The 26,058-nt window shown below is 58.6% G+C and carries 22 protein-coding genes; 14 read left to right on the forward strand and 8 right to left on the reverse strand.

The features are described 5' to 3' along the window. Nucleotides 1-7: 7 nt before the first annotated feature. Nucleotides 8-1,714 (reverse strand): peptide ABC transporter substrate-binding protein, encoded by a 1,707-nt coding sequence (locus tag ACR0J7_RS05240; RefSeq protein WP_480486243.1) that lies wholly within the window; start codon nucleotides 1,712-1,714, stop codon nucleotides 8-10. Between the two features lie 285 nt (nucleotides 1,715-1,999). Here ACR0J7_RS05240 and ACR0J7_RS05245 point away from each other — a divergent pair, with 285 nt between their 5' ends. From ACR0J7_RS05245 to ACR0J7_RS05265, 5 genes are read left to right on the forward strand one after another with little or no spacing between them, the layout of a single operon-like run. Beyond that, nucleotides 2,000-3,820: an ABC transporter ATP-binding protein gene (locus tag ACR0J7_RS05245; RefSeq protein WP_480913494.1), complete on the forward strand. Its 1,821-nt coding sequence runs from the start codon at nucleotides 2,000-2,002 to the stop codon at nucleotides 3,818-3,820. Nucleotides 3,821-3,824: 4 nt separating this feature from the next. Next, nucleotides 3,825-4,991 carry an acetylornithine deacetylase gene (gene argE / locus ACR0J7_RS05250; RefSeq protein ID WP_480831594.1) on the forward strand — a complete coding sequence of 389 codons (1,167 nt, stop codon included), beginning with the start codon at nucleotides 3,825-3,827 and terminating at the stop codon, nucleotides 4,989-4,991. A gap of 43 nt (nucleotides 4,992-5,034) precedes the next feature. Then, complete coding sequence (locus ACR0J7_RS05255; RefSeq protein WP_480913496.1) at nucleotides 5,035-6,201, forward strand: M20 aminoacylase family protein; 1,167 nt, start codon at nucleotides 5,035-5,037, stop codon at nucleotides 6,199-6,201. Between the two features lie 15 nt (nucleotides 6,202-6,216). Next, nucleotides 6,217-7,380 (forward strand): M20 aminoacylase family protein, encoded by a 1,164-nt coding sequence (locus ACR0J7_RS05260; protein WP_480481803.1) that lies wholly within the window; start codon nucleotides 6,217-6,219, stop codon nucleotides 7,378-7,380. A gap of 24 nt (nucleotides 7,381-7,404) precedes the next feature. Then, a complete protein-coding gene (locus tag ACR0J7_RS05265; protein WP_480913498.1) occupies nucleotides 7,405-8,568 on the forward strand; it encodes a M20 aminoacylase family protein in 1,164 nt (387 codons plus the stop codon). Nucleotides 8,569-8,610: 42 nt separating this feature from the next. On the opposite strand, the gene ACR0J7_RS05270 is transcribed toward ACR0J7_RS05265, so the two are convergent. Both ACR0J7_RS05270 and moaA read right to left on the reverse strand, forming a co-directional pair. Beyond that, nucleotides 8,611-9,933 carry a 3-deoxy-D-manno-octulosonic acid transferase gene (locus ACR0J7_RS05270; protein ID WP_480913499.1) on the reverse strand — a complete coding sequence of 441 codons (1,323 nt, stop codon included), beginning with the start codon at nucleotides 9,931-9,933 and terminating at the stop codon, nucleotides 8,611-8,613. Nucleotides 9,934-9,936: 3 nt separating this feature from the next. Next, a complete protein-coding gene (gene moaA, locus ACR0J7_RS05275; protein ID WP_480773226.1) occupies nucleotides 9,937-10,944 on the reverse strand; it encodes a GTP 3',8-cyclase MoaA in 1,008 nt (335 codons plus the stop codon). Between the two features lie 90 nt (nucleotides 10,945-11,034). On the opposite strand from moaA, the gene ACR0J7_RS05280 reads away from it, so the two are divergent. After that, complete coding sequence (locus ACR0J7_RS05280; protein ID WP_480913501.1) at nucleotides 11,035-11,466, forward strand: hypothetical protein; 432 nt, start codon at nucleotides 11,035-11,037, stop codon at nucleotides 11,464-11,466. On the opposite strand, the gene ACR0J7_RS05285 is transcribed toward ACR0J7_RS05280, so the two are convergent. Genes ACR0J7_RS05285 through glmU form a run of 4 tightly spaced genes read right to left on the reverse strand, consistent with a single transcriptional unit; the run spans nucleotide 11,454 to nucleotide 15,871 of the window. Continuing rightward, nucleotides 11,454-12,140, reverse strand: coding sequence for a DNA alkylation repair protein (locus ACR0J7_RS05285; protein WP_480913503.1), 687 nt, complete (start codon nucleotides 12,138-12,140; stop codon nucleotides 11,454-11,456). The two genes, ACR0J7_RS05280 and ACR0J7_RS05285, sit on opposite strands and share 13 nt — an antisense overlap. Then, the gene (locus ACR0J7_RS05290) at nucleotides 12,134-12,688 is read right to left on the reverse strand and encodes a pyridoxamine 5'-phosphate oxidase family protein (RefSeq protein WP_480506294.1); all 555 of its coding nucleotides are present in this window, start codon (nucleotides 12,686-12,688) and stop codon (nucleotides 12,134-12,136) included. The genes ACR0J7_RS05285 and ACR0J7_RS05290 overlap by 7 nt, the downstream gene beginning before the upstream one ends. Before the next feature lie 3 nt (nucleotides 12,689-12,691). Continuing rightward, nucleotides 12,692-14,515, reverse strand: a complete 1,824-nt coding sequence (glmS, locus tag ACR0J7_RS05295; RefSeq protein WP_480899002.1) for a glutamine--fructose-6-phosphate transaminase (isomerizing) — start codon at nucleotides 14,513-14,515, stop codon at nucleotides 12,692-12,694. Between the two features lie 3 nt (nucleotides 14,516-14,518). Further along, nucleotides 14,519-15,871, reverse strand: coding sequence for a bifunctional UDP-N-acetylglucosamine diphosphorylase/glucosamine-1-phosphate N-acetyltransferase GlmU (gene glmU / locus ACR0J7_RS05300; protein ID WP_480773229.1), 1,353 nt, complete (start codon nucleotides 15,869-15,871; stop codon nucleotides 14,519-14,521). Between the two features lie 134 nt (nucleotides 15,872-16,005). Between glmU and ACR0J7_RS05305 the strand changes: the two genes are divergently transcribed. From ACR0J7_RS05305 to ACR0J7_RS05315, 3 genes are all read left to right on the forward strand, one after another. Beyond that, entirely contained in the window at nucleotides 16,006-16,677 is a 672-nt protein-coding gene (locus ACR0J7_RS05305) for an HAD-IA family hydrolase (RefSeq protein ID WP_480506297.1), read from the forward strand. 39 nt (nucleotides 16,678-16,716) lie between these two features. Then, a complete protein-coding gene (locus ACR0J7_RS05310; protein ID WP_480898998.1) occupies nucleotides 16,717-17,907 on the forward strand; it encodes a DegT/DnrJ/EryC1/StrS family aminotransferase in 1,191 nt (396 codons plus the stop codon). Nucleotides 17,908-18,071: 164 nt separating this feature from the next. Then, entirely contained in the window at nucleotides 18,072-19,235 is a 1,164-nt protein-coding gene (locus ACR0J7_RS05315; protein ID WP_480481794.1) for an isovaleryl-CoA dehydrogenase, read from the forward strand. A 50-nt stretch (nucleotides 19,236-19,285) separates the two neighbouring features. On the opposite strand, the gene ACR0J7_RS05320 is transcribed toward ACR0J7_RS05315, so the two are convergent. Then, on the reverse strand, nucleotides 19,286-19,891 hold the full coding sequence (locus ACR0J7_RS05320; RefSeq protein ID WP_480913539.1) for an OmpW/AlkL family protein: 606 nt from the start codon (nucleotides 19,889-19,891) through the stop codon (nucleotides 19,286-19,288). 136 nt (nucleotides 19,892-20,027) lie between these two features. Between ACR0J7_RS05320 and ACR0J7_RS05325 the strand changes: the two genes are divergently transcribed. From ACR0J7_RS05325 to ACR0J7_RS05345, 5 genes are read left to right on the forward strand one after another with little or no spacing between them, the layout of a single operon-like run. Next, complete coding sequence (locus ACR0J7_RS05325) at nucleotides 20,028-21,554, forward strand: AMP-binding protein (RefSeq protein WP_480913504.1); 1,527 nt, start codon at nucleotides 20,028-20,030, stop codon at nucleotides 21,552-21,554. Beyond that, nucleotides 21,551-22,060 (forward strand): hypothetical protein, encoded by a 510-nt coding sequence (locus tag ACR0J7_RS05330; protein ID WP_480913505.1) that lies wholly within the window; start codon nucleotides 21,551-21,553, stop codon nucleotides 22,058-22,060. Before ACR0J7_RS05325 ends, ACR0J7_RS05330 begins: the two co-directional genes overlap by 4 nt. Continuing rightward, complete coding sequence (locus tag ACR0J7_RS05335; protein ID WP_480913507.1) at nucleotides 22,057-23,664, forward strand: carboxyl transferase domain-containing protein; 1,608 nt, start codon at nucleotides 22,057-22,059, stop codon at nucleotides 23,662-23,664. Before ACR0J7_RS05330 ends, ACR0J7_RS05335 begins: the two co-directional genes overlap by 4 nt. Before the next feature lies 1 nt (nucleotide 23,665). Further along, nucleotides 23,666-24,091 carry an ASCH domain-containing protein gene (locus ACR0J7_RS05340; protein ID WP_480583170.1) on the forward strand — a complete coding sequence of 142 codons (426 nt, stop codon included), beginning with the start codon at nucleotides 23,666-23,668 and terminating at the stop codon, nucleotides 24,089-24,091. Between the two features lie 3 nt (nucleotides 24,092-24,094). Continuing rightward, a complete protein-coding gene (locus ACR0J7_RS05345) occupies nucleotides 24,095-26,026 on the forward strand; it encodes an acetyl/propionyl/methylcrotonyl-CoA carboxylase subunit alpha (protein ID WP_480913509.1) in 1,932 nt (643 codons plus the stop codon). The last annotated feature ends 32 nt before the right edge of the window (nucleotides 26,027-26,058 follow it).

A 26,058-nucleotide genomic window follows, 5' to 3' on the forward strand; every position in this document is an offset into this window, starting at 1 on the left:
TTAACGCTTAGGACCCGGTCTTGCGGTACCAGTCCGCAACGTTCCAAAGCTCGCTGTCCCAAGTGTTCAGGATCACGCCACCCAATGTGTTGGAATGTGCAGAGACCCGTCCACGATCAACCAGCGGAACCACGACATAGCTGTCCTTGGTCAGCATATCGTTGAGTTTACGGGCAATTTCGCCACGCTTTTCAAGCTCGCCAGTGCGGCCCAGTTCGGCCACCAACTTGTCGTACTCGGCATCACAATAGCGGTTGATGTTCTCGCCCTGCCACTGGCTTTCCGGTTTGGGTGCTTTGTCGCAGGTGTGCTGCGCAAGATAGCTTTCCGGATCGGTGCCATCGAAGTTGTTGGCGTACATTTCAACGTCTGCATAGAAACGCTGGAACGTGTCCGGGCTGCCCGGGTCACCACCAAAGAAGACCGACGCGTTGATGTTGCGCAGCTCGGTTTCGACACCGATCTGGCTCCACCATTCCTTGATCAGCGCCTGGAAGTCCTGACGAACGGCGTTGGTCGAGGTTTGATAGACCAGCGACAGTCTTACACCATCCTTGGCGCGGACACCGTCAGCACCTTTCACCCAACCGGCTTCTTCCAGCATCTGGTTCGCGCCGTCGATGTCCTGTGTCAGACATTCGGTGTTGTCGCTTGCGTACAATGCCGGGGCCGGTACCAGGTTGCAGGTCGGGCGACCGGCTTGGCCGTAGCCAATCTCAACCAGCAGATCACGGTCGATTGCCATCGACAGTGCCTTGCGAACCGCCAGTTCCGACAAGGCCGGGTGCGGATGTTTTGCGGTTGAACGTTCACCTTCAGGCAGGCTGGGGGACGGATCCGTCATGTTCATTTCGATCCGTTCAACCAAGGTCCCGAACGCCGCGATCGGAGTACCCTTGCCGCCTTCTTTCATTTGCTCGATGACTTCGGGCGCCAGTTGCAGGTTCCACGCATAGTCGAATTCGCCGGTTTCCATCACAGCACGGCCAGCCGCTGTCGCATCACCGCCACCTTTGAAGGTCAGCGTGGCAAAAGCGGGCTTGTTCGGGTCACGATAGTTCGGGTTGGCCGACATGGTGATCACGTCGTTTGGCTTGAATTCGTCCACCACAAACGGGCCGGTTCCGATCGGGCCAAAGTTCTGATCTGTACATTCGGGCGCCTTGGAGCCCATGCAGTTCTGAAACTGGGCCATCTGGATAATTGGCGACTGGCCACCCATGAATGGGCCATAGGGGTTCGGCTTTGGTTCGGCAAAGTTGACCTTGATGGTCAGATCGTCGATTGCCTCGACGCTTTCGACGCCTTCAAACTTGGCAAGCTGGGCGCAACCACCTTCCGGATGCATGCAATAGTCGGCGGTGAATTTCACGTCGGCCGACGTCACGGGCGATCCATCGGACCAGACCAAACCGGATTTCAGTTTCCACGTGATCGATTTCAAATCCGATGAAACACCACCGTTTTCCACGGTCGGGATATCCTCGGCGAGATAGGCTACAAGGTTCCCGTCTTGGTCATAGCGACCGAGCGGCTCAATCACCAACGAAGCCGATTCGATATCTTTGGTGCCCGAGGACAGGTACGGGTTCAGGATCGACGGAGCCTGCCAGTAAATGATGCTGACATTGCCGTCCGATCCACGCTCGGCCATAGCCACAGGGGCCATCGCCGTGCTTGCAATCGCACCAAGCAAAAGGGTTTTGATTTTCATAAGTTACTCCCAAGTTGGACACGTTCGTGTCTCGATTATCTCCGCAAGGCCTGCGGGTTTGGCGTTGCCGCCCCAAGGTAAGGTTCTGATCAACAAAGATAATAGCGCTAACGATTTCGGTCTGCGCCGCCTCCCCAGGTCGGTTACATGGCGTATCGAAACAGAACCTGAGAAAAATGCAAGTAGTGCCGTCGCGAAAATGTGTAATGGGTTTGACTTTTCCCGGCGGCCCGCCTTAGCGTTCGGAATTCAGAAAAAGAATACCGTCGTCAAGGGAGCGCGCGCGTGCTGGATCAGCCTATTGCACAGATTAAAAAACTGCGGGTGGAGTTTCAGACGAAGGATGGCCCCATTGTCGGTGTTGAGGATGTCTCGTTCGAGGTCAAACCGGGTGAAACCGTTTGTATCGTTGGCGAATCGGGGTCTGGAAAATCGGTGTCGTCGCTGTCGCTGATGCGGTTGGTCGAGTTCGGTGGGGGTGAAATCGCGGGTGGTGAACTTCTGTTTGATCGCCGCGATGGGGGCGAGATGGACCTGTCCAAAGCCGATCCGGATCTGATGAAACAGATTCGCGGCAACGAGATCGGGATGATTTTTCAGGAGCCGATGACGGCGCTTAATCCGGTTTTTACCGTTGGTCGCCAGTTGACCGAAGGTCTGCGCATCCACAAGCAGATGTCAAAGGCACAGGCCGAGGACCGGGCGCTTGAGTTGCTGCGCCAGGTTCGCATCCCCGAGCCCGAGCGTCGTCTGAAACAGTACCCGCACGAGCTGTCGGGCGGGATGCGCCAGCGTGTCGTCATCGCGATGGCCATGGCCTGCGAGCCCCGCCTGCTGATCGCCGATGAACCCACCACAGCGCTGGACGTGACCATTCAGGCCGAGATCCTGGCCCTGATGGATCGCCTCAAGCGCGAAACCGGAACTGCGGTGATGTTCATCACCCACGACATGGCTGTGGTTGCCCAGATGGCTGACCGTGTTGTCGTTATGTATCGCGGCAACAAGGTCGAAGAGGGGACCGTCAAGGAAATCTTTGAAAACCCGCAACATGATTACACCAAGGCCCTTTTGGCCGCAGTACCGAAGCTGGGTGAAATGCAGGGCAAGTTGGCACCTGAACCGATGAAGTTGCTGGGTGTCGAGGGGCAGAAAATTGCGCCCATCCCCGGAACCGAAGAAGTTTTGTTGACCGTAAAGAACCTGACTACGCGGTTTCCTGTCAAAGGTGGTCTTCTGCGGCGCACGATCTCGAACGTTCATGCGGTCGAGGATGTGTCATTCACACTGAACAAAGGTCAGACACTCAGCCTTGTGGGCGAATCCGGGTGCGGAAAGTCCTCGGCCGGGCGTTCGATCCTGCGGCTGGTCGAGCCGATGGCGGGCGAGGTCAATCTGGACGGTGTCGATATCATGAAGCTGGACCCGTCCGGCCTGCGCAAGGCGCGGCTGGACATGCAGATGATCTTTCAGGACCCGTTCGCCTCGCTGAACCCACAGATGCAGCTGGTCGATCAGGTTGCCGAGCCGATGCGCAACTATGGCGTGGCGTCGGGATCCGAATTGCAGGACCGCGTGGCGCAGTTGTTCGACAAGGTGCAGCTGCCGCGCAGCTTCATGCGTCGTTTCCCTCATGAAATGTCCGGGGGACAGCGTCAGCGGATCGCGATTGCCCGCGCACTGGCCCTGAACCCCAAGCTGATCATCGCGGATGAGGCGGTCTCGGCCCTCGACGTGTCGGTTCAGGCACAGGTTCTGAACCTGATGATGGAGCTGCAGTCCGATCTGGGGCTGTCCTATCTGTTCATCAGCCATGACATGGCCGTGGTTGAACGTGTCAGCCACTATGTCGGCGTTATGTATCTGGGCCGCATTGTGGAACTGGGCCCGCGTGCACGTGTGTTTGAAAACCCGCAACACCCCTATACGCAGGCGTTGATGAAGGCAGTTCCAATTGCTGACCCAAACAAGCGAAAGACTGAAAAAGACCTGAACTTCAAACCGATCCCGTCACCGATCCACCCTGTCGACTACAAACCGGAACCCTCGCAATATCAAGAGGTTGAACCGGGTCACTTTATCCTGACCACAGACAGTGGGTACTGACACGATGGCCAAGCGCCTGACGCCGCTTGAGATCATGACCAAGCTGATCTCATTCCCAACCGTGAGTCGTGACACCAACCTGCCGTTGGTCGACTGGGTGGAAGAATACCTGCAAAGCCATGGGATCACGTCGCACCGCTGGCCTGATCCGGATCAGCCGCATAAGGCGGCGATCTTTGCGCATGTTGGCCCTTTGGAAGAAGGCGCAGTTGTGCTGTCTGGGCACACGGATGTCGTACCGGTTGACGGGCAACCCTGGGACACCGACCCCTTCACCGTGACCGAGGAGGACGGCAAATATTTCGGGCGCGGCACCTGTGACATGAAGGGATTTGATGCGCTTGCCATCTGGGCGCTGGTCGAGGCGCATTACGCACGTGTGAAACGACCGCTCCAACTTGCGCTGAGTTTTGATGAGGAAGTCGGGTGTACCGGGGCGCCGCCGATGATCGAGGCGATGCAGGGCGTTCTTCCCAAAGGCTCGGCGGTGGTTGTGGGCGAACCATCGATGATGCAGGCGGTGACGGGTCACAAGGGTGGGTTCGGCTTTGACACCCATATGGTCGGGTTCGAAGTTCACAGCTCGATCATGCACACAGGCGTCAACGCCATCATGGCGGCGGCCCCGTTGATCGACTGGGCCAACCAACAGAACGCGCGAAACATGGCGGCGCAACCCAGTACCGTTGCTGCCGTGTTCGATCCACCCTGGACAACCTGCCACGTCGGTATGATTGAAGGCGGAACAGCCCATAACATTACCGCCAAAGACTGCCGGTTCATGATGGATTTCCGGACTGTGCCCGATGAAACGCAGGCCCAATGGCGCGATGCCTATTTCGAACAGGTTCGGCAAGTTGAGGCTCAGATGCAGGCCGTTCACCCGGATACCCGCATCGAACTGACTGAAAACTTCGCGATTCCGGGGTTGATCCCGGAAGAGGATGGTGAAGCCGAAGCTCTGGTACGCGCCCTGACCGGAGACAACGCAAGCCATGTGGTCAGTTATGGGACCGAGGCAGGCCAATTTCAGGAGGCCGGGTATTCTGCCGTGATATGCGGACCCGGAGACATAGCGCAGGCCCATCAGCCGAATGAGTTCATTACGATTGAACAATTCGAAGCCGGTCATAAATTCATGCAGCGATTGGTTGAAAAACTATGCGCCTAGCCCGGTCTAAAATGGTGTCAGCGGTTGAGAGGGAGGTCTTGAGATGCCCGTAAAAAACAGACTTGCAAAAATGCATGGCGAGATCACCGAATGGCGTCGCCACCTGCACGCCCATCCGGAGCTGATGTATGACGTCCATGAAACTGCGGCGTTTGTCGCTGCCCGTCTGAAAGAATTTGGAGTGGACGAGATCACTCCGGGCGTTGGCAAAACGGGCGTTGTCGGGGTGATCAAAGGGCGCACGGACACGCAGGGGCGCGTCATCGGCCTGCGTGCAGACATGGACGCGCTTCCGATTGAAGAGGCGACAGGGCTGGACTATGCCTCGACCGTGTCGGGCAAGATGCACGCCTGCGGTCATGACGGGCATACTTCGATGCTGCTTGGGGCCGCGCAGTACCTTACCGAAACGCGCAATTTCGATGGCACCGTAGTTCTGATCTTCCAGCCTGCCGAGGAAGGCGGGGCCGGCGGTCTGGCCATGTGTCAGGACGGGTTGATGGACCGCTGGGGCATTCACGAGGTCTATGGCATGCACAATATGCCCGGTCTTCCGGTGGGAGAGTTCGCAATTCGCCCTGGCGCGTTGCTGGCCTCGTCCGATGAGTTTGAAATCACCGTCACTGGCAAGGGCGGACACGCCGCTGCACCGCACGAGGCAGTGGATACAACGCTGGTGGCCTCGCACATCGTTGTTGCCTTGCAATCGGTGGTGTCCCGGACCGTTGACCCGATCAAGCGAGTTGTCCTCACCGTTGGTACGTTTGTGACGGACAGCGTAGCGTCGAACGTGATCGCTCATTCGGTTCGTTTGCAGGGAACCGTGCGGACACTTGACCCCGAGTATCGCACAATCGCCGAAGAACGCGTGCGCCGGATCGCCGAGGATACGGCCTCGGCCTTTGGCGCGAAGGCGGAGGTTATCTGGACACCGGGATACCCGGTGACAGTGAATTCCGAGGCCGAAACAGGCTATGCCGCCGAGGCGGCAGCTGCGGTTGCGGGCAAGGTCAATGACAGCACGGACCCGATCATGCCGTCCGAAGATTTTGCCTATATGCTTGAAGAACGCCCCGGCGCGTACATCTTTATCGGGAACGGGGATACGGCCATGTGCCACCACCCGCAATACAACTTTGACGACGACGCGATCCCCGCCGGTTGCAGCTGGTTTGCCGAGCTTGTGGAACGACGATTGCCTGTCGCATGAAACAGGGAGAATGACATGCCGATCAAGAACCGTCTCGCAGAGATGCATGATGAGATCACCGGTTGGCGGCGTGACATTCACCAACACCCGGAAATTCTGTACGACACCCACCGCACCAGTGCGCTGGTTGCGGAAAAGCTGAACGAGTTTGGTTGCGACGAGGTCGTGACCGGCATCGGTCGCACCGGAGTCGTCGGGGTCATTCGCGGCAAAAGCGACACGCGGGGCCGTGTGATTGGCTTGCGCGCCGATATGGATGCCCTGCCGATGCAGGAACAGACCGGGTTGGACTATGCCTCAGAAATACCGAATGCGATGCATGCCTGCGGTCATGACGGGCATACTGCGATGGTTTTGGGGGCCGCCAAGTATCTGGCGGAAACCCGCAACTTTGATGGCACGGCAATTGTGATCTTTCAGCCTGCCGAAGAGGGTGGGAATGGCGCCGAGGCCATGTGCAAGGACGGTCTGATGGATCGGTTCGGCATTCAGGAAATCTATGCGATGCACAATGTGCCGGGTGTTCCCACCGGGCAGTTTGCCATTCGCTCAGGCCCGTTGCTGGCAGCGGCGGACGAGTTTGACATCCAACTTGAAGGGCGCGGCGGCCACGCGGCAAAACCTCATCAGACGATTGATACAACGGTGATGCTGTCGCAGCTGATCGTGGCGTTGCAGACGATCGTGTCGCGCAACGCGGATCCGATTTTGCAGGCCGTGCTGTCTGTGACCTCGGTCGAGACATCTTCGAAAGCGTTCAACGTGATCCCGCAATCGGCGCGGATACGCGGCACCGTTCGGACCCATTCCAACGAGTTGCGCGACCTGATCGAACAACGGCTGAAGGAAGTCTCGGAAGGGACCGCTGCAACATTTGGCGGGTCCGTGAACCTCACCTATACGCGCGGTGTTCCGGTGACGATCAATGCCGAAGCCCAGACGGGATATGCAGCAGAGGCTGCGGTGTCGGTTGGGGGCAGTTGCATTGAAGCGCCGATGGTGATGGGGGGCGAGGATTTCTCGTTCATGCTGGAAGAGAGGCCCGGGGCATTCATCGTCTTGGGCAACGGTGACAGTGCCGGGCTGCACCACCCCGAATACAATTTCAATGACGAGATCATCCCCATTGGGTGCTCGTGGTTTGCGGAAATGGTCGAGCGCCGGATGCCGGCGGCGTGACCTGAATCAGGAGAGAGAAAAGACATGCCAGTCAAGAACCGCTTTGCCGAATTGCAGAATGAAATCACGGAATGGCGAAGGGATCTTCACGAAAATCCAGAGATCCTGTTTGAGACCCACCGCACCAGCGCGAAGGTGGCCGAGAAGCTGAAGGAGTTCGGATGCGATGAGGTTGTAACCGGTATCGGACGTACCGGCGTTGTGGGGGTGATCAAAGGCAAGTCGGACAGTAAGGGAAAGGTGATCGGCCTGCGCGCAGATATGGATGCATTGCCGATACATGAGGCGACGGGGTTGGACTATGCCTCGAAAATGCCGGGTGCGATGCATGCCTGTGGTCATGACGGGCACACAGCGATGTTGCTGGGGGCGGCAAAGTACCTGTCGGAAACCCGCAACTTTGACGGCACCGTTGTCGTGATCTTCCAACCTGCTGAAGAAGGGGGCGGCGGGGGGCGCGAAATGTGCGAAGACGGCATGATGGACCGCTGGAACATTCAGGAAGTTTACGGAATGCATAACTGGCCGGGACAGCCTGTCGGCAAGTTCGCAATCCGACCGGGGTCGTTCTTTGCGGCGACCGATCAGTTCGACATCACCTTTGAGGGTCGCGGCGGACATGCGGCCAAACCGCATGAGACCGTGGATACCACAGTTCTGGCAGCGCAGGCTGTCCTAACGCTGCAAACGATTTCTTCGCGCAATGCCGACCCGATTGATCAGGTTGTGGTGTCAGTGACATCGTTCGAGACGTCATCCAAGGCGTTCAATGTGATCCCTCAGACCGTGCAGATCAAAGGCACGGTGCGCACCATGAGCAAGGGCATGCGGGATCTGGCTGAAAAGCGGATCAACGAGATTTGCAACGGTGTTGCGGGCACGTTTGGCGGTACCGCTGACGTGACCTATATTCGTGGATATCCGGTGATGGTGAACAGCGAAGAGCAAACAGAGTTTGCGGCGGATGTGGCCCGGTCGGTGTCCGGTGATTGCGACGAGGCACCTTTGGTCATGGGGGGCGAAGATTTTGCCTTCATGCTGGAGGAACGTCCAGGCGCCTACATTCTTGTGGGCAACGGTGACACCGCAATGGTTCATCACCCGGAATACAATTTCAACGACGAAGCCATTCCGGCCGGATGCAGCTGGTGGGCGGAGATTGTCGAACAGCGGATGCCAGCCGCCTGATGGAGAGCGTGGGGGCTCTGCCCCCACACCCCCGGGATATTTCTAGCCAGATGAAGCGGGATCCTCTGCTTGCAGATCAAGCACCGTGCAGAGGGTTTCGACGACGGCATCCAAGGCGGTCGACTGCGTATTGACGCAGGATTGTGCAGCCCTTCGGGCCGCTTGAAGGGCATTCTGATCTGACAGCCAATGTGAAACGGCCTCAGAGAGGTCAGCGGATGTTTGGACCTCGACAGCGCCCTTGGCGTCGATCAGCGGGGCAAAGGTTTCTGCAAAGTTGAAATACCCCGGGCCGGTGATCACTGCGGCCCCGGCCTGTGCCGGTTCAAATGGGTTGTGTCCGCCAATCTCTTTCAGTGACCCCCCAAGGAAAACGATCGGGCAAAGCGCGTACCAGGTTCCGGTTTCGCCCAGTGTGTCGGCAACATACACGCGCGTCGTATTTGTGATGGGTTCATTTTTTGACCGGAAGGACGCGTTGAGCCCGGCGTTGTTCAGAAGTTCTGCGACCTCGCCGCGCCGTTCGGGGTGGCGCGGGATCAGGAGCAGCAGAAGGTCGGGCCAATGCTGCAATAATGCCTTGTGGGCTGTCAGAACGCTGTCTTCTTCTCCGGCATGGGTGGAACTGGCGATCCAGACCGGTCTGGCAGCTAATTGCGCGCGAATGTCGTCCAGCGTGTTCTGGTCCACAGGCAGAGGATCGGACATGGCCTTGAGGTTGGTACCCGGCTGCACGCGTTGAGCAGGGGCGCCCATGGCAATCAGGTTGGAAGCTGTTTTGTCGTTTTGCGTCAGGAACAGGCGAAACTTATCCAGGATAAACCTTGCCGTTTTAGGGCGCTTTTTCCATCCGGCGACAGATTTGTCCGACAATCGTGCATTCAGCAGAGCCAGCGGAATGTCGCGCGCCGCGCTTTCGACAATCAGCCGCGGCCAGATCTCGCTTTCGACGAAGATCCCGGCATCGGGTTGCCAATGGTCCAGAAAGCGCCGGACCGGGCCGGCTGTGTCAAGCGGTGGGTACTGGTGCCGGGTGCGGGGCGGCAGGCGCTTTTCGATCAGGGCCGCTGAGGTTGGCGTGCCCGAGGTGATCAGAAACTCGACCCCGGGAAGGCGGGCGCTCAGCCGATTGATCAGAGTGAGGACCGACAAGCTTTCGCCGACGCTGGCGGCGTGGAACCAGATCAACTGCCCTGCGGGGCGGGGCTGACTGGCATGGCCAAGACGCTCGTGCTGGCGGTTGGCTGCTACGCCCGCGGCCTCAAGTTTCGTTCGGACGGTTCTCCAGACCAAAGGTGCGGCCAGAGAGATCAGGGCGCAGTACAGATGGTACAGCGCTGTGGGGCGGTCTTTGTGATCCGGCATGTATCAGCCGCCTGTATGGCTCATGTGGCGGCTCATTCGGCCATCGACTGACTGGCGGGAATAGTCGAAGTCATGGCCTTTTGGTTTCAGGTTGATCGCCGCGCGGATGGCATCTTCAAGCGGCTGTTCGGTGTCGGGGTAATCCCGCAATGCGCAGCGCAGATCCGCCATGTCCTCCTGCCCCAGACACATATAGAGTTCACCGGTGCAGGTCAGGCGCACGCGGTTGCAGCTTTCGCAGAAATTGTGAGACAGGGGCGTGATGAAGCCGATCTTCTGACCGGTTTCTTCCAGCCTGATATAGCGGGCCGGGCCGCCAGTGCGTTCGGCTAGATCCGTGATTGAGTAATGTTTTTCGTACTCTTTGCGCACATCCTTGAGCGACCAGTACTGGTCCAGGCGATCCTCGTTGCCGATATCGCCCATCGGCATGACCTCGATCCAGGTCAGGTCCATGTCGCGCTCGGCGCACCATTCAGTGATCTTGGGCAATTCGGGTTCGTTGAACCCCTTGAGCGCAACAGCATTGATCTTGATCCGCAGCCCAGCCTTTTGCGCCGCGTCGATGCCGTTCAGTACCTGTTTGAGGCGGCCCCAGCGTGTGACCTTGGCAAATTTGTCGTCATCCAGAGTGTCCAGGGATACATTCACACGGCGCACACCGGCGGCATAAAGATCTTCGGAAAAGCGATGCAATTGCGAACCGTTTGTCGTCAGCGTCAGCTCTTTCAACGCGCCGCTGTCCAAGTGGCGAGTCATGGCGTTGAAGAAAGTCATGATATTGCGACGAACCAATGGCTCACCGCCGGTAATGCGCAGTTTCTCGACGCCCATTCTTACAAAGGTCGAGCACATGCGATCCAGCTCTTCCAGCGTCAGAAGGTCTTTCTTGGGCAGAAAGGTCATGTTTTCGGACATGCAGTAGACGCAACGAAAATCACAGCGGTCCGTGACGGAGACGCGGAGATACGTGATAGCGCGGGCAAACGGGTCGATGAGCGGAGCTGACATGCGACATAGGTAAAGCTGTAACCTGCCTGCGACAAGTGCGAACTGCGCTTTGCACTGGATCACACCCGCATGGGGTTGTAGTTTCCGGGCATGAAAAAGGCATTTGTTTTTCTATGCGTTGTTTTGACCGGGTGCGACACTGTCCGGGCAACGAAGGAACGTGTGTTCGGGTCGGGGGACGAGGCGGCTGTGGCCGCATCGGATGTCGAAACTGCGCCAGTTGTCGCTGAGGAAGTTCTTCAGCCCGAGCCTGTTGCGGCACGCCCCAGTTGGGTCGGGGCCAAAACAACCATTGCCGGGCTTGGTGATCCGACCACGCCAGGACGCTGGATGCAGACGCCGCTGGTCGATAGCGAGGTAACGGCGCGGGTTGTTGTGCCCAGAACCGGCGCGCAGGCCTATATCACTCTGGTTCCTGCCGCAGGCCCGGAAAGTAGCGGCAGTCGCTTGTCGCTGGATGCCATGCGGACCCTTCTGGTGCCATTAGACGAACTGGTCGAAGTCGCGGTTTATGCCGACTGACTTTTCAGGTATTTGGCTGCTTCGCGGCGGGCAAACGGTTTCATTCCATCACCGTGTTTGTCCAAAAAAGCGATCACGCGTTCGGGGTCGTGTTTGGACAGTTCCCGCAGCCACCAGGCGATTGATTTCTGAATGAACCAGTCGCGATCCGGGACATATCCGGCGGCCCAGCCGAGGATACGGTCGCGGCGTTGCAGGTCTTCGGGCTTGGGGTGGTTCTGTTTGGTCCAGGGCAGCGTTGCGACAAGGGCGGCGCGCCGGGTCCACATGTGATCGGACTGTGTCCACTGTTCGACGGCATCCAGCCTCTCGGGATCGGCCATCAGTCGTTTTTGTATCGCCATGCAGGCATGATCGGCGACGGCCCAGGCGTCAAAGACCGGTAGCCAGCTTTGAAGCAGGTCCCAAACCTGATCGTCGGGCCGGATGCGGGCTTGGGTCAGAAGCTTGGCCGCGGCAAGGCGCCCTTCGTGGATATCGGTTTGCCACAGCGCCTTGGCCAGCGTGACGCGTTTGTTCACATCCAGCTCTTGCCGCCATGTTTTGGTCAGATCGTTGAGAACCGGATTGGCGACACCCAGATAGACGCGATCCGCCTTGTGATAACTGGCCATCTGACCCGCACGTTCGGGGTCGGCATGGGCTTTGATCTGATCAAGAAAAGGGGTCAGCATTGGGGGCAGACCGGAGCGCCTGTCGGTTCGCCGTCAATCGTCTGGCTGTTCTTTTCGGCCCAATAAGACCGGATGTCGCCGTCCGTCTTGCCATCGACCCATTTCTGCATCGTGTCGCGGTCGGACTGGAATTCCATGAACGGCACTGCATACCCGCAAGAGGTCTGAACCATTTCGATCGACTGGTCATAGATCTGTCGCGCGCTGCGGTGGTTGGGGAAAAGATTGGCCAGTTCATCCCAGCCGTCATCTCCGACGTGCAGAGTGCGGGCTGTGCCATATGTGCGCAGGATCAGTGGGCGCGTGGTGAAGGAGCACCACATCAGTGTCATCCTGTTGACCTGCATCAGATGCCCCGCCGTCTCGTTGCCGCTGCCAGTCAGGTTCATCCAGACGATGCGGTTTGGCCCCAGCACCCGCAGCGAGTCCATACCTTTGGGCGAGATATTGACCTTTCCCTCGGTCCCGGCGGTGCCGACGAAGAACATATGCTGATCTTCGATGAACTTTTGATGCGCGTCATCAAGCCGGGGAAACTGTTTGGACATGGGTCACTCTACCGTCACTGATTTTGCCAGATTGCGCGGCTGGTCTACATCCGTCCCTTTGGCTACAGCTGTGTGATAGGCCAGCAACTGTGCGGGAACCGAATAAAGGATCGGCGCAAGACTGGTGTGAACATGCGGCATCCGGATCGTGCACCAGACTCCGTCTCCGGCCTCGTCAATTCCATCATCATCAGACACAAGGATCACTTTGCCCTTGCGCGCCATCACTTCCTGCATGTTTGACACGGTCTTGTCGAACACAGTGTCACGGGGGGCCATGACAACCACGGGCATATGCTTGTCGATCAAGGCGATGGGGCCATGTTTCAACTCGCCCGATGCATAACCTTCGGCGTGGATGTAGCTGATTTCCTTGAGCTTCAGCGCCCCTTCCATTGCCAGCGGATACATCAGGCCACGGCCCAGGAACAGAACATCGCGCGCCTCGGACAGGCGTTGGGCTGCTTTGCGGATCGCCCGGTTCTGATCCAGTGCTGTGTTCAGCACGGTCGGCAATCCGCGCAGCGCAGCGGCATGATCGGCGATTTCCTCATCCGTCAGGGTGCCGCGATCTGTCGCCGCCTTGAGCGCGAGCATCAGCAAAACGCTTAGTTGACAGGTGAAGGCCTTGGTCGAAGCCACACCGATTTCAACGCCAGCATAGATCGGCAGGGCGATATCGCTTTCCCGAGCAATCGAGCTTTCAGGGACATTGACGACAGAAACGATCTTGTCCGCCTTGCCCTCGCAATAGCGCAGCGCGGCCAGGGTGTCGGCGGTTTCTCCTGACTGGCTGACAAACAGCGCCAGTGTGCGAGCCGTGATCGGAGGTTCGCGGTAGCGAAACTCGCTGGCGATATCGACCTCAACCGGCATCTTGGCCAGTTGTTCGAACCAGTATTTCGCGGTCAGGCAGGCGTAAAACGCGGTGCCGCAGGCGACCATGGTCAGACGGTCCAGCTTGCTGAAATCCAGCTCGGCGTCGGGGAACACCACTTGATCACCGCCCGTGGGCAGGTAGGATCGGATGGCCTCGGCCACGACGATAGGCTGCTCAGCGATTTCCTTGGCCATGAAATGCTTATGCTCGCCCTTGTCGGCGCGCGCATGATCCAGCTTGATCTTGCGCTTTTCCCGGTTGGCCAGTTCACCGGCTTCGTTGCGGATTTCCAGCGATGTTCGGGTCAGAACCGCGCGGTCGCCTTCCTCAAGATAAGTGATCTGGTTGGTCAGCGGCGCAAGGGCAATGGCGTCCGAGCCCACATACATTTCACCATCGCCGTGGCCGATGGCCAGGGGTGATCCTTTGCGGGCCGCTACAATCAGGTCATCCTCACCATCGAAAAGGAATGCAAGGGCGAAGGCACCTTCCAACTTGTCGATGGTCTTGAAAGCGGCCTCGACCGGGGACATGCCTGTGTTGAGGTGATGTTCCGTCATCAGCGCGACGGTTTCAGTGTCGGTTTCGGTCTTGAAGGCCACGCCGTGTTTGGCCAGTTCCGCCCTCAGGTCGCGGTAGTTTTCGACAATTCCGTTGTGAACCACGGCCACCGGGCCCGCCTTGTGGGGATGCGCGTTGTTGACGGAAGGCGCACCATGTGTGGCCCATCGGGTGTGACCAATGCCGGATTTACCGGGCAGCGGATCATGCACCAACAGATCGCTGAGGTTGACCAGTTTGCCGACCGCACGGCGACGACCCAGGACACCGTCATTAACGGTTGCAATCCCGGCGCTGTCATAGCCGCGATATTCCAGCCGTTTCAGGGCTTCTACCAGTATAGGAGCCGCTTCATGCTGCCCCAAGACACCTACAATTCCACACATATCTCAGGCCTCGTTATCGCGGCGAGCCTTCTTCGCCTTCAACATATCAAACAGTTTTCTCGCGTAGCCGGGTTTGTTTTCCTGCTTGGCACGCGCCACGGCCAACGCCTCGGGCGCCACGTCTTTGGTCACCACGGTGCCTGTCGCTGTCATTGCGCCATCGCCCACAGTGACCGGGGCCACGAGCATGGTATTGGAGCCGATAAAGACATTCGCACCAATGGTGGTCTTGTGCTTCATCACGCCATCATAGTTGCAGGTGATTGTTCCCGCGCCGATATTCGTCGCAGCACCCACTGATGCGTCCCCGATATAGCTGAGGTGGTTGACCTTCGCGCCTTCGGCAATTTCTGCATTCTTGATCTCGACGAAATTGCCAACCCGCGTGTTTTCGGCCAGTTCCGCGCCGGGGCGCAGCCGCGCGTAGGGGCCGACAATGGCGCCGCGACTGACATGGCACCCTTCCAGATGGGAAAAGGCCCGGATGGTTGCACCGCTTTCGACGGTCACTCCGGGGCCGAAGACCACGTTGGGTTCGATTACTGTGTCACGCCCAATCACAGTGTCTGCGGACAAGTATACCGTATCCGGTGCCATCAATGTGACACCCATATCCAGCAGTTCTGCCCGCGCGCGCGCCTGAAACACCGCGTCGGCGGCAGCCAGATCAGCGCGTGAGTTCACGCCCAGCGTCTGGGCCTCGTCACAGGCGACGGCGGTTACGTTCAGACCGCGTTTGCGGGCGATCTCAACTACGTCTGTCAGGTAGTATTCGCCTGAGGCATTGTTGTTTTCAACGGCGTCAATCAGCGAAAAAAGCAACTGGGCATTACAAGCTAAAAGGCCCGAGTTGCAAAATGTTATGGTGCGCTCTTCATCTGATGCGTCTTTGAATTCGACAATGCGTTCCAACGTGTCGCCATTCATGACCAACCGGCCATAGCGGGCCGGATCAGCCGCTTCGAACCCAAGGATGACCAGGTCGTTCCCAGATCGAGCCTCGACCATCCGTTCCAGCGTGTCGTGTTGTAAAAACGGGGTGTCGCCGTAAAGAACCACGATATCACCGTCGAACCCGTCCAGTGCCGTCCTGGCCTGACCGACCGCGTGGGCCGTACCCAACTGTTCTTCCTGAACGGTTATCCGGGCATCTTCGTCTTCGTCCTGAGCAACCTTTGCTACAGCATCGGACCCGTGGCCGGTAACGATCACCGTACGTTCGGGCGACAGGACAGACCCGGCGCGCATCGCGTGAACAAGCATCGGAGCCTGAGCGATGGGATGCAGGACTTTGGGAAGATCCGAATTCATCCTGGTGCCTTTTCCGGCGGCAAGGATGACAAGGGCAATGGTCATGAAATCGTTTTCTCTTTGTGTTTTGTTGCCGACCGTTTTATCCGCTGAGGGCAAAGGCGCAAGCTGTTCGGCCATCAAACAAGATTGCCGATTGAAACAGGGCACGGCGAAAACCTGCCGAAACAGGAGGCTACATGCGGACCGTCATCTTCGATCTGGACGGCACATTGGCGGATACATCGGGCGATTTGCTGGCTGCGGCGAACCATTGTTTTCGCGAAATGGGGCATGGTGATGTGCTGGTCCATGGGCAGGATGCAGGCATTGCGTTGCGCGGCGGGCGCATGATGTTAACCCAAGGGCTGAAACGCGTTGGAGCTTACGACGAGGACACCGTTCAGACCTATTATCCTGTTCTGCTTGAGGCTTACGCGCAGGATATCGACACCCACACAAGCTTCTATCCGGGAGCGTTACAAGCCGTCGAGATGCTGAGTAACGCGGGCTACGGTGTCGGCATTTGCACCAACAAGCCGGAACATCTGGCCGAATTGTTACTAACGCGCATGGGAGTGCGGGATCGTTTTGCCTCGTTGGTCGGTGCGGATACGCTGCCGGTGCGCAAACCGGACCCGGCCCCTCTGCGCGAGGCTGCGCGCCGTGCCGGTGGCGACCCGGCCTGTTGCGTGCTGATCGGCGACTCGGATACTGACCGCAATACCGCCCGGGCGGCAGGGGTCCCATCGGTTTTGGTGACTTTCGGACCGTCAGGGGAGGACATGGCAGCGCTGGAGCCCGAAGCGCTGCTGCATCATTTTGATGACTTGCCCGATCTTGTGCCTGATCTGATTGGTGCGGCAGCCTGAAACCTTGACCGGACCCTGTCGGAGAGCCAGAAAAAGACCATGACGGAAACATTCACTGGTAATTTCACGCAGCAGGAACCCCTTCCAGACGATGCAATCGAGGCAGCGCTGGCTGTTCTGCGTCACGGGCGGCTGCATCGTTATAACGTGGTCCCCGGTGAGTTGGGGGAAACGGCCCTGTTGGAGCAGGAGTTTGCGGCACAGATGGGGGCCAAGTATTGCTTGGCGGTTTCCTCTGGCGGTTATGCGCTTGCCACCGCGTTGCGGGCCGTCGGTGTGCAGCCGGGCGACCCGGTTCTGACCAACGCGTTCACTCTGGCCCCGGTGCCGGGATCAATTGCCTCGGTCGGGGCGCGGGCGATCTTTGTCGGCGTCACCGAAAACCTGACCATCGATCTGGAGGATCTTGAGGGTAAACTGGATCAGGCCCGTGTCCTGATGCTTAGCCATATGCGCGGGCATCTGTGTGATATGGATCGTCTGATGCAGATGTGTGACGCGGCGGGCGTTATCGTGATCGAGGATTGCGCACACACGATGGGCGCGGCTTGGCGCGGTCAGTTATCGGGACGGCAGGGGGCAATCGGGTGTTATTCCTGCCAGACCTATAAGCACGTAAACTCGGGCGAGGGTGGTTTGCTGGTTACAGATGACGCGGAACTGGCGGCCAAGGCTACAATGCTGTCGGGGTCATACATGCTGTATGAACGCCATCTGGCAGCGCCGGGACCTGAAGTGTTCGAGCGGATAAAGTACACCACACCCAATGTGTCCGGTCGCATGGACAATTTGCGCGCCGCTATCCTGCGCCCTCAGTTGCGGGATCTGGACCGGCAGGTGGAACGGTGGAACGAGCGCTATAGCGAGATCGAAACCGGACTGCGTGGCACTCCGGGCCTGACGATTGTCGAGCGCCCCGAAGAGGAAACCTATGTCGGGTCTTCGATCCAGTTTCTGCTGTTGGATTGGTCGCCTGAGCAGATTGCTGACGTTATCAGCCGCTGCGCCGCGCGTGGGGTCGAGATCAAATGGTTTGGCGGGGCTGAACCAACAGGGTTCACGTCGCGCTATGACAGCTGGAGATATTTCGAAAGTGAACAGATGCCGGAAAGTGACCGTGTTCTGGCAGGCATCATGGATATGCGTGTGCCGCTGACCTTTTCGCTGGAGGATTGCCGAGTGATCGCGCGCATCATCCGAGCCGAAGTGGGCGCAGTTTATCAATCCTAGCCAAACAGAGTGCGCTTTCAGCGCACGCTCGACCCTTGAGAGCGCCGCCCGGTCCAGGCGGCGTTTTGTGTTTTGGTCCAGGCTTTCACAAAGATTGACCGAAGATAGATTCGCTGCTAGAGATTTATTGAACACTTGTTCATTAATGCGGAGGGAGGACACAGATGTTCATGGCCACGATGAAGTTTGATCTGGGTGAGGATGTGAACGCCCTGCGCGAGATGGTACATCGGTGGGCGCAGGAGCGCGTCAAGCCGATGGCGGCTGAGATTGATGCCAAGAACAGCTTTCCGAATGAACTGTGGAAAGAAATGGGAGAGCTTGGTCTTTTGGGTGTCACCGTGCCAGAAGAATACGGCGGTGCGGGCATGTCCTATTTGGCGCATACAATTGCTGTCGAAGAGGTCGCGCGCGCCTCGGCCTCGGTTTCGTTGTCTTATGGGGCGCATTCCAACCTGTGTGTGAACCAGATCAAGCTGAACGGTTCGGAAGAGCAGAAACAGAAATACCTGCCGCGCTTGGTCTCGGGCGAACACGTAGGCGCGCTGGCAATGTCGGAACCTTCCGCAGGTTCGGACGTGGTGTCGATGAAGCTGCGGGCGGAAAAACGCAACGACCATTACCGCCTGAACGGCAACAAGTACTGGATCACAAACGGGCCGGACGCGGATACACTGGTGGTTTATGCTAAGACGGACCCCGATGCCGGATCAAAAGGCATTACGGCATTTCTGATTGAAAAAGAGATGAAGGGTTTTTCGACCTCGCCCCATTTCGACAAGTTGGGGATGCGCGGGTCGAACACAGCTGAACTGATCTTTGAAGATGTTGAAGTGCCGTTCGAGAATGTGTTGGGAGAAGAGGGCAAGGGCGTAGCCGTGCTCATGTCAGGTCTGGACTATGAGCGCGTGGTTCTGGCCGGGATCGGCACCGGCATCATGGCCGCCTGTCTGGATGAGGTGATGCCGTATCTGGCCGAGCGCAAGCAATTCGGCAAACCGATTGGCAGTTTCCAACTGATGCAGGGCAAGATTGCCGACATGTATACCGCGATGAACTCGGCGCGGGCCTATGTCTATGAGGTGGCTAAGGCCTGTGATCGTGGAGACGTCACCCGGCAGGATGCAGCGGCGTGCTGTCTTTACGCATCCGAACAGGCGATGGTTCAGGCGCATCAGGCGGTTCAGGCGCTGGGCGGGGCAGGGTTTCTGTCTGACGCACCGGTCAGCCGGATCTTCCGGGACGCCAAGCTGATGGAGATCGGCGCAGGTACCAGCGAGATTCGACGGATGCTGATCGGCCGGGAAATGATGAACGAAATGCGCTGAATGAAGACGCCCCGCAGACGAGGTTACAGCGGGGCGTTTCGATCAAAGGATCAGAAGCGATGAACGTAGGAAATACCGACCAGCCAAGGGTCGATGTTCGCAGTGCCAATATCGGCTCCGTTCAGAGTGACGTCCGAGTCGATGTCGAACCAGCGTACATTCAGACGGACCGCACCTTTGTCGGTGATCATGTAGTCGAGACCGGCTTGCAGCGAAACGCCGAAGGAATCATCGACCTTGAGGTTGCCAAGGGCAGATTGCTCGTCAAAGAAGATGGTATAGTTCAGACCGGCGCCGACATAGGGCTTCCAGGCGCTATTGGTCGGGAAGTGATAGTTCAGCGACAAGGTGGGCGGCAGATGCTTGACGCTGCCAGCGTCCACGCTTCCGCCCAAGGTGACGTTATGTTTGAACGGGGTCGCGGCCAGCAGCTCGATCCCCAAATTGTCCTGGATGAAATACTCGGCGGTGAAGATCGGGCGCGTATCCGAGTCGATATCGGCGCTAAGGCCGGCCAGAGTTCCGTTGTTGGATTTCGGGTCCAGGTACCCCACACCGATACCGAGAGCCCAATCCCCCTGAGATTGGGCAAACGCAGGGGCGGCCAGAGCCACCAACGCGGTGGAAAGAGTCAAAGCGGCGAGTTTCTTGGTCATTGTCTTGCCTTTGGTTTCGTTGATGACCTTGGTGTTGCAGCGACTGAAATTGCCCACTCTGATCTGCATCAAGTAAACGTGAAAGAACTGGCTGCAGATGAATCGATAAGTGCAGGAAATATAGGGAAAATTCGCCGTGCTAACCGCTGAGCGCATACCGGGTTTGCGCCCGGATGGAGGCTGGAATCTGCCGGACAGGCTGAACATGGCGCAGCAGTGCCTGCGGCATGCGGGGGACCGGGTCGCGCTGATCGATTTGACCGGACCGGACCCGCAGCACATCAGCTTTGCGCAGCTGTCGCAAATGACAGACGGAATAGCCCGCGCATTATTGCGCCATGTGCAACCCGGTGATCGCGTCGGAGTGTTGCTGAGCCAGTCGCCATGGTGCGCGGCGGCTCATCTGGCGATCTGGAAGATCGGGGCTGTGTCGGTCCCTTTGTTCAAACTGTTCAAGCAGGACGCGCTGCGGTCGCGGGTCAGTGACGCTGGTGCCCGGATTGTACTGACCGACGCCGAAGGGGCTGATCTGTTGGGTGATCTGGCCACGCCCTTGATTGCATCGGAGATTGGTGAAGATGGCCCCGCTGTACCATTTGCCGAGACCAGCCCAGATGATCCGGCTGTGTTGATCTATACCTCGGGCACCACCGGCAGCCCGAAGGGCGCGCTGCATGGACACCGGGTTCTGACCGGGCATTTGCCTGGAGTTTCGATCAGCCATAATCACTTGCGCGAAGGTGACTGTCTTTGGACTCCGGCGGATTGGGCGTGGATCGGCGGGCTGTTCGATGTGCTGATGCCGGGTCTTGCGCTGGGCATTCCGGTCGTTGCCGCGCGGCTTGAGAAATTCACCCCCGAGGCCTGCGCTGACATCATCGCGCGTGGCGGGGTGCGGAACGTCTTTTTCCCACCAACGGCGCTGCGAATGCTCAAGGCAGCGGAACAGGTGATCCCCGGTCTGCGCTCGGTCGCATCCGGGGGAGAACCGCTGGGTGCCGAAATGCTGGCATGGGGCCAGAAGGCCTTTGGTCTGACGATCAACGAGTTTTACGGCCAGACTGAATGCAACATGGTCGTATCCTCCTGCGCCGACGATTTCCCTGTGCGCCCGGGTTGTATCGGTCAACCGGTGCCGGGGCATGAGGTTGCGGTGATTGATGAGGACGGCAACCCGACCGGCGAAGAGGGCGACGTGGCCATCCGGCGCGGCTCGGCCTCGATGCTGCTGGAATACTGGAACCGTCCTGAGGCGACGGCTGAGAAGTTCCGGGATGACTGGCTGATCACCGGCGACCGCGGCGTGTGGGAGGGCGACTATCTGTGCTTTGTCGGTCGGGATGATGACGTGATTACCTCCGCCGGGTATCGCATTGGCCCAGCTGAGATCGAGGATTGCCTGCTGACCCACCCGGCAGTGGCGACGGTTGGCGTGGTCGGAAAACCTGACCCGCTGCGGACCGAGATCGTCAAGGCTTATGTGGTGTTGAAGACGGGGGCCGAGGCGGCGGAACAGGAGTTGCAGGACTGGGTCAAAGAACGTCTGGCGCATTATTCGTATCCGCGCGAGGTGGCGTTTCTGGAGGAACTGCCGATGACGGTGACCGGGAAGGTAATCCGGAAGGAATTGAAAGCGCGGGCGGCGGGGGAGATTGGTTCGTGAGAGCGACTCGCGTCATAAGCAGGTTACTATGGTCGGCCTCGGTCGCTCTGATCTTTCCGTCAGCAGCACTGAGTACTGACGATGATCCGAGTCAGTTCCATGAGCCCGTCCTCGGCGTTGAAGATTGGTTAGATGGGTGCGCGCGACTCAGCGAAGAAACGGTGATGACGGTTTCGAAAACCGAACTGGAAACCGACTGTGTCTTGTTAGCGTTGGAATATTGTACACGGGAGCAGTCGAACTCTTATGGCGAGATATGTCACGACATTTTGGTTGAGCATATTCTATTTCGAAGTGAAGAAATTTCGAAATCATTGCCTGTGAACCCGAACCTAACGGAAGTCAGGCGTTTTTCGTATGCCAATGCTTTGCAGCGTGCGTCGGAAGTTACTCAAGCAATTTGCGGTGCCGATTTGTCTGAAAAACAGTGCCAATTAAAGAATGCAACTTTGAGGTGGCTGGATTTGCGGCATGCAGACCGGCTGCTGGAGGGTGAACGAAAATGAAACTCACATCCAAAGCCATGCCCGGCTCCGAGGGCTTCAAGACAAACCGCACCGCTCATCTCGATGCGCTGGCGCAAATCTCTGCTGCTGCCGAAACCGCCCGTATGGGGGGCGGTGAGAAATCCCGAGCGCGGCATGAATCCCGAGGCAAGATGTTGCCGCGCAGGCGGGTGGCGAACCTGCTTGATCCGGGGTCTCCGTTTTTGGAAATCGGCGCGACAGCGGCGCATGGGATGTATGGCGATGCAGCACCTTGTGCCGGGGTCATCGCGGGGATTGGCCGGGTGCAGGGGCGCGAAGTCATGGTGGTGTGTAACGATGCCACCGTGAAGGGCGGCACCTATTATCCGATGACCGTCAAGAAGCACCTGCGCGCGCAGGAGATTGCCGAGGAAAACCATCTGCCCTGCATCTATCTGGTCGACAGCGGCGGCGCGAACCTGCCCAATCAGGATGAGGTGTTCCCAGACCGCGACCACTTTGGGCGTATCTTCTACAATCAGGCGCGGATGAGCGCGAAGGGTATCCCTCAGATTGCCGTGGTGATGGGATCATGCACGGCGGGTGGGGCCTATGTTCCTGCAATGTCCGATGTGACGATCATCGTAAAGGAACAGGGCACGATCTTTCTGGCAGGGCCACCATTGGTCAAAGCTGCGACGGGTGAGGTTGTCAGCGCCGAGGATCTGGGTGGCGGCGATGTGCATACGCGCCTGTCGGGTGTGGCAGATTATCTGGCCGAAGATGACGCACATGCGCTGGCATTGGCGCGGCGGGCTGTCGGGTCATTGGGGGGTGCCGGGCTGAAGCCCGGCCTACGGTTCGAAGCACCCGAGGAGCCAGCTTATGATCCCGAGGAAATTCTGGGGGTCGTTCCCGCCGACCTGCGCACGCCCTATGACATCCGTGAAGTGATTGCACGGCTGGTCGATGGGTCGCGGTTTGATGAGTTCAAACCCCGATTTGGCGAGACACTGGTCACCGGCTTTGCCCATGTCAAAGGGTGCCCAGTCGGGATCATTGCCAACAATGGCGTGCTGTTCTCGGAGGCCGCGCAAAAAGGCGCGCATTTCGTGGAGCTGTGTTCGCAGCGCAAAACCCCGCTGGTGTTTTTGCAGAACATCACCGGCTTCATGGTTGGTCGCAAATACGAAAACGAAGGCATCGCGCGGCATGGGGCCAAGATGGTGACCGCCGTGGCCACCACCAACGTGCCCAAGATCACCATGCTGGTCGGCGGGTCCTTCGGGGCTGGCAACTACGGCATGGCCGGTCGCGCATATCAGCCGCGGTTTCTGTGGACCTGGCCGAACTCGCGGATCTCTGTGATGGGGGGTGAGCAGGCAGCCGGTGTTCTGGCCACCGTCAGGCGCGATGGGATCGAACGACAGGGCGGCACCTGGTCGGCCGAGGAAGAGGCCGAATTCAAACGTCCGACGCTGGAGATGTTCGAAGAGCAATCGCACCCGCTTTATGCCTCGGCCCGTCTCTGGGATGACGGCATCATCGACCCGCGCAAAAGTCGCGATGTGCTCGCCTTGTCTCTGAGCGCCGCACTGAACGCCCCGATAGAGGAGACACGTTTCGGCGTGTTCAGGATGTAAGATGAACGTTTCATTGAATGACGTCATGGCACGCTATCCGGGTGCCCAGACTTTCAAGTTTGGTGACAATGCCCGGCTGAGTGCTGAGCTGCTGGCATTGGTACGATCAGGGCGGAAAACGGCAACCTGTGGTGCGTTGCGCGACTATCCCGAAGGCAGCCCTGACACTCCTGTGGTCGGTCGGAGGGATATTGCGATGGAATGGGATGATCGTCCGGCCTTGGTGATCGAAACGGTCGAGGTCTCGACCTGCCGATACTGCGACGTAACCGAGGATTTCGCGTTGGCAGAGGGCGAAAATGAAACGCTTGAGGGATGGAGAGAGGGTCATCGCCAGTATTTCGAACGCAATGGCGGATTTGATCCGGAGATGGAGCTGCTATGCGAGCGATTTCGACTTGTCGAAGATCTGGCGGTTGAGGGGTAAGCTATGTTCAACAAAATCCTGATTGCCAACCGGGGCGAGATTGCTTGCCGGGTTATGGAAACCGCTCAGAGGATGGGCGTATCTTGCGTTGCTGTTTATTCCGATGCGGACGCGGCGGCCAAGCATGTGCAGATGGCGGATGAGGCCATTCATATCGGCGGCCCCGCCCCGGCGGAAAGCTATCTGAAGGGCGATGTGATCATTCAGGCGGCGTTGGACACAGGCGCGCAGGCGATTCATCCCGGCTATGGATTCCTGTCAGAGAACCCCGATTTTGTCGACGCGGTCGAGGCCGCGGGTTTGACCTTTATCGGCCCATCAGCGGATGCGATCCGCAAAATGGGCCTCAAGGATGCGGCCAAGGTGTTGATGGAACAGGCTGGCGTGCCCGTGGTGCCCGGCTATCACGGCGACAATCAGGATCCCGAACACCTGGCGGGTGCGGCTGATGCGATTGGGTATCCGGTGTTGATCAAGGCGGTTGCAGGCGGTGGCGGTAAAGGTATGCGTCTGGTCGAACGCCCCGAGGATTTTCGTTCCGCATTGGACAGCGCACGGGGCGAAGCCAGAACCGCTTTTGGCAACGACGCCGTGCTGGTCGAGAAATTCGTGGCCAAACCCCGCCATATCGAAGTGCAGGTGTTTGGCGATGGTAAACATGCCGTGCATCTGTTCGAACGCGACTGCTCGTTGCAACGCCGCCATCAGAAAGTGATCGAAGAGGCACCAGCCCCGGGCATGACTTCTGAGATGCGGGAGGCGATGGGGCAGGCCGGTGTGCGTGCCGCCGAGGCGATCGGGTACAAGGGTGCAGGCACGGTGGAGTTCATCGTCGATGCCTCGGACGGGCTGCGCCCCGACAGATTCTGGTTCATGGAGATGAACACCCGCCTGCAGGTGGAACACCCAGTTACAGAGGCCATCACCGGCATCGATCTGGTGGAATGGCAGTTGCGCGTTGCAGCAGGAGAGAGCCTTCCCAGGCAACAGGATGATCTGTCGATCTCGGGTCACGCCTTCGAAGCCCGGCTTTATGCCGAGGATGTACCAAAGGGGTTCTTGCCGGCGACAGGTACATTGACCCATCTGGTTTTCCCGGCCAACTGCCGAGCTGATAGTGGTGTTCGCACAGGTGACACGATCAGCCCCTGGTATGACCCGATGATTGCCAAAGTGGTGGTGCATGGTCCGACCCGCGCGGTTGCGCTTGAGACGTTGAACCGAGTGCTGCGGGAGACCGAAGTGGCGGGCACCGTTACGAATCTCGCCTTTCTGGGCGCGCTGACCCGCCATAACGGATTTGCCTCGGGCGATGTAGATACGGGCCTGATCGGGCGCGATCTTGACGGGTTGGTGCAGGAATCGCCGACTTCGGCCACAACCGCTGTTGCGGCTGCGATGACCGCACTGAATCTGGTGGATGTCGCGCCTGACACCGGGTTTTCGCTCTGGGCTCCGTTGCATCGGGCAGTGCAATTGTCCGATCAGGGAGAGGTTCTTGATCTTGACGTGCAGGTCGATGGTTCGGATCGCCAGCTTTGGCAGCTGGGCGAACACCGTGTCGTGGCCGAGCGGATCTCGGGGCGGTGGGCGCTGAACGGTATGTCGATGCCCCGGGTGGCTGTCAGCGGAACTACTTTGACCGTATTTACTGACTACGGTCGCAGTTTCGACGTTATCGATCCGCTTGACCGGGATGCCAGCGCGACGGGTGACACCAACGTGATCGAGGCGCCGATGCCGGGTCTGGTCAAGGCAGTCTTTGCCACCGCGGGGCAAACCGTTCAAGAAGGCGACCGTTTGGCTATTCTCGAAGCGATGAAAATGGAGCATTCGTTGCTGGCCGCGCGAGATGGTGTGGTGGCCGAGGTGCTCGTCAAAGATGGCGCGCAGGTCGAGGCTGGGGCGGCTTTGGTGCGTTTGGAAGAAGAGTGATCTGTACCCGCGCGGTTTGACGTGGCACGGTC

Source organism: Ruegeria sp. O4, assembly GCF_056535125.1.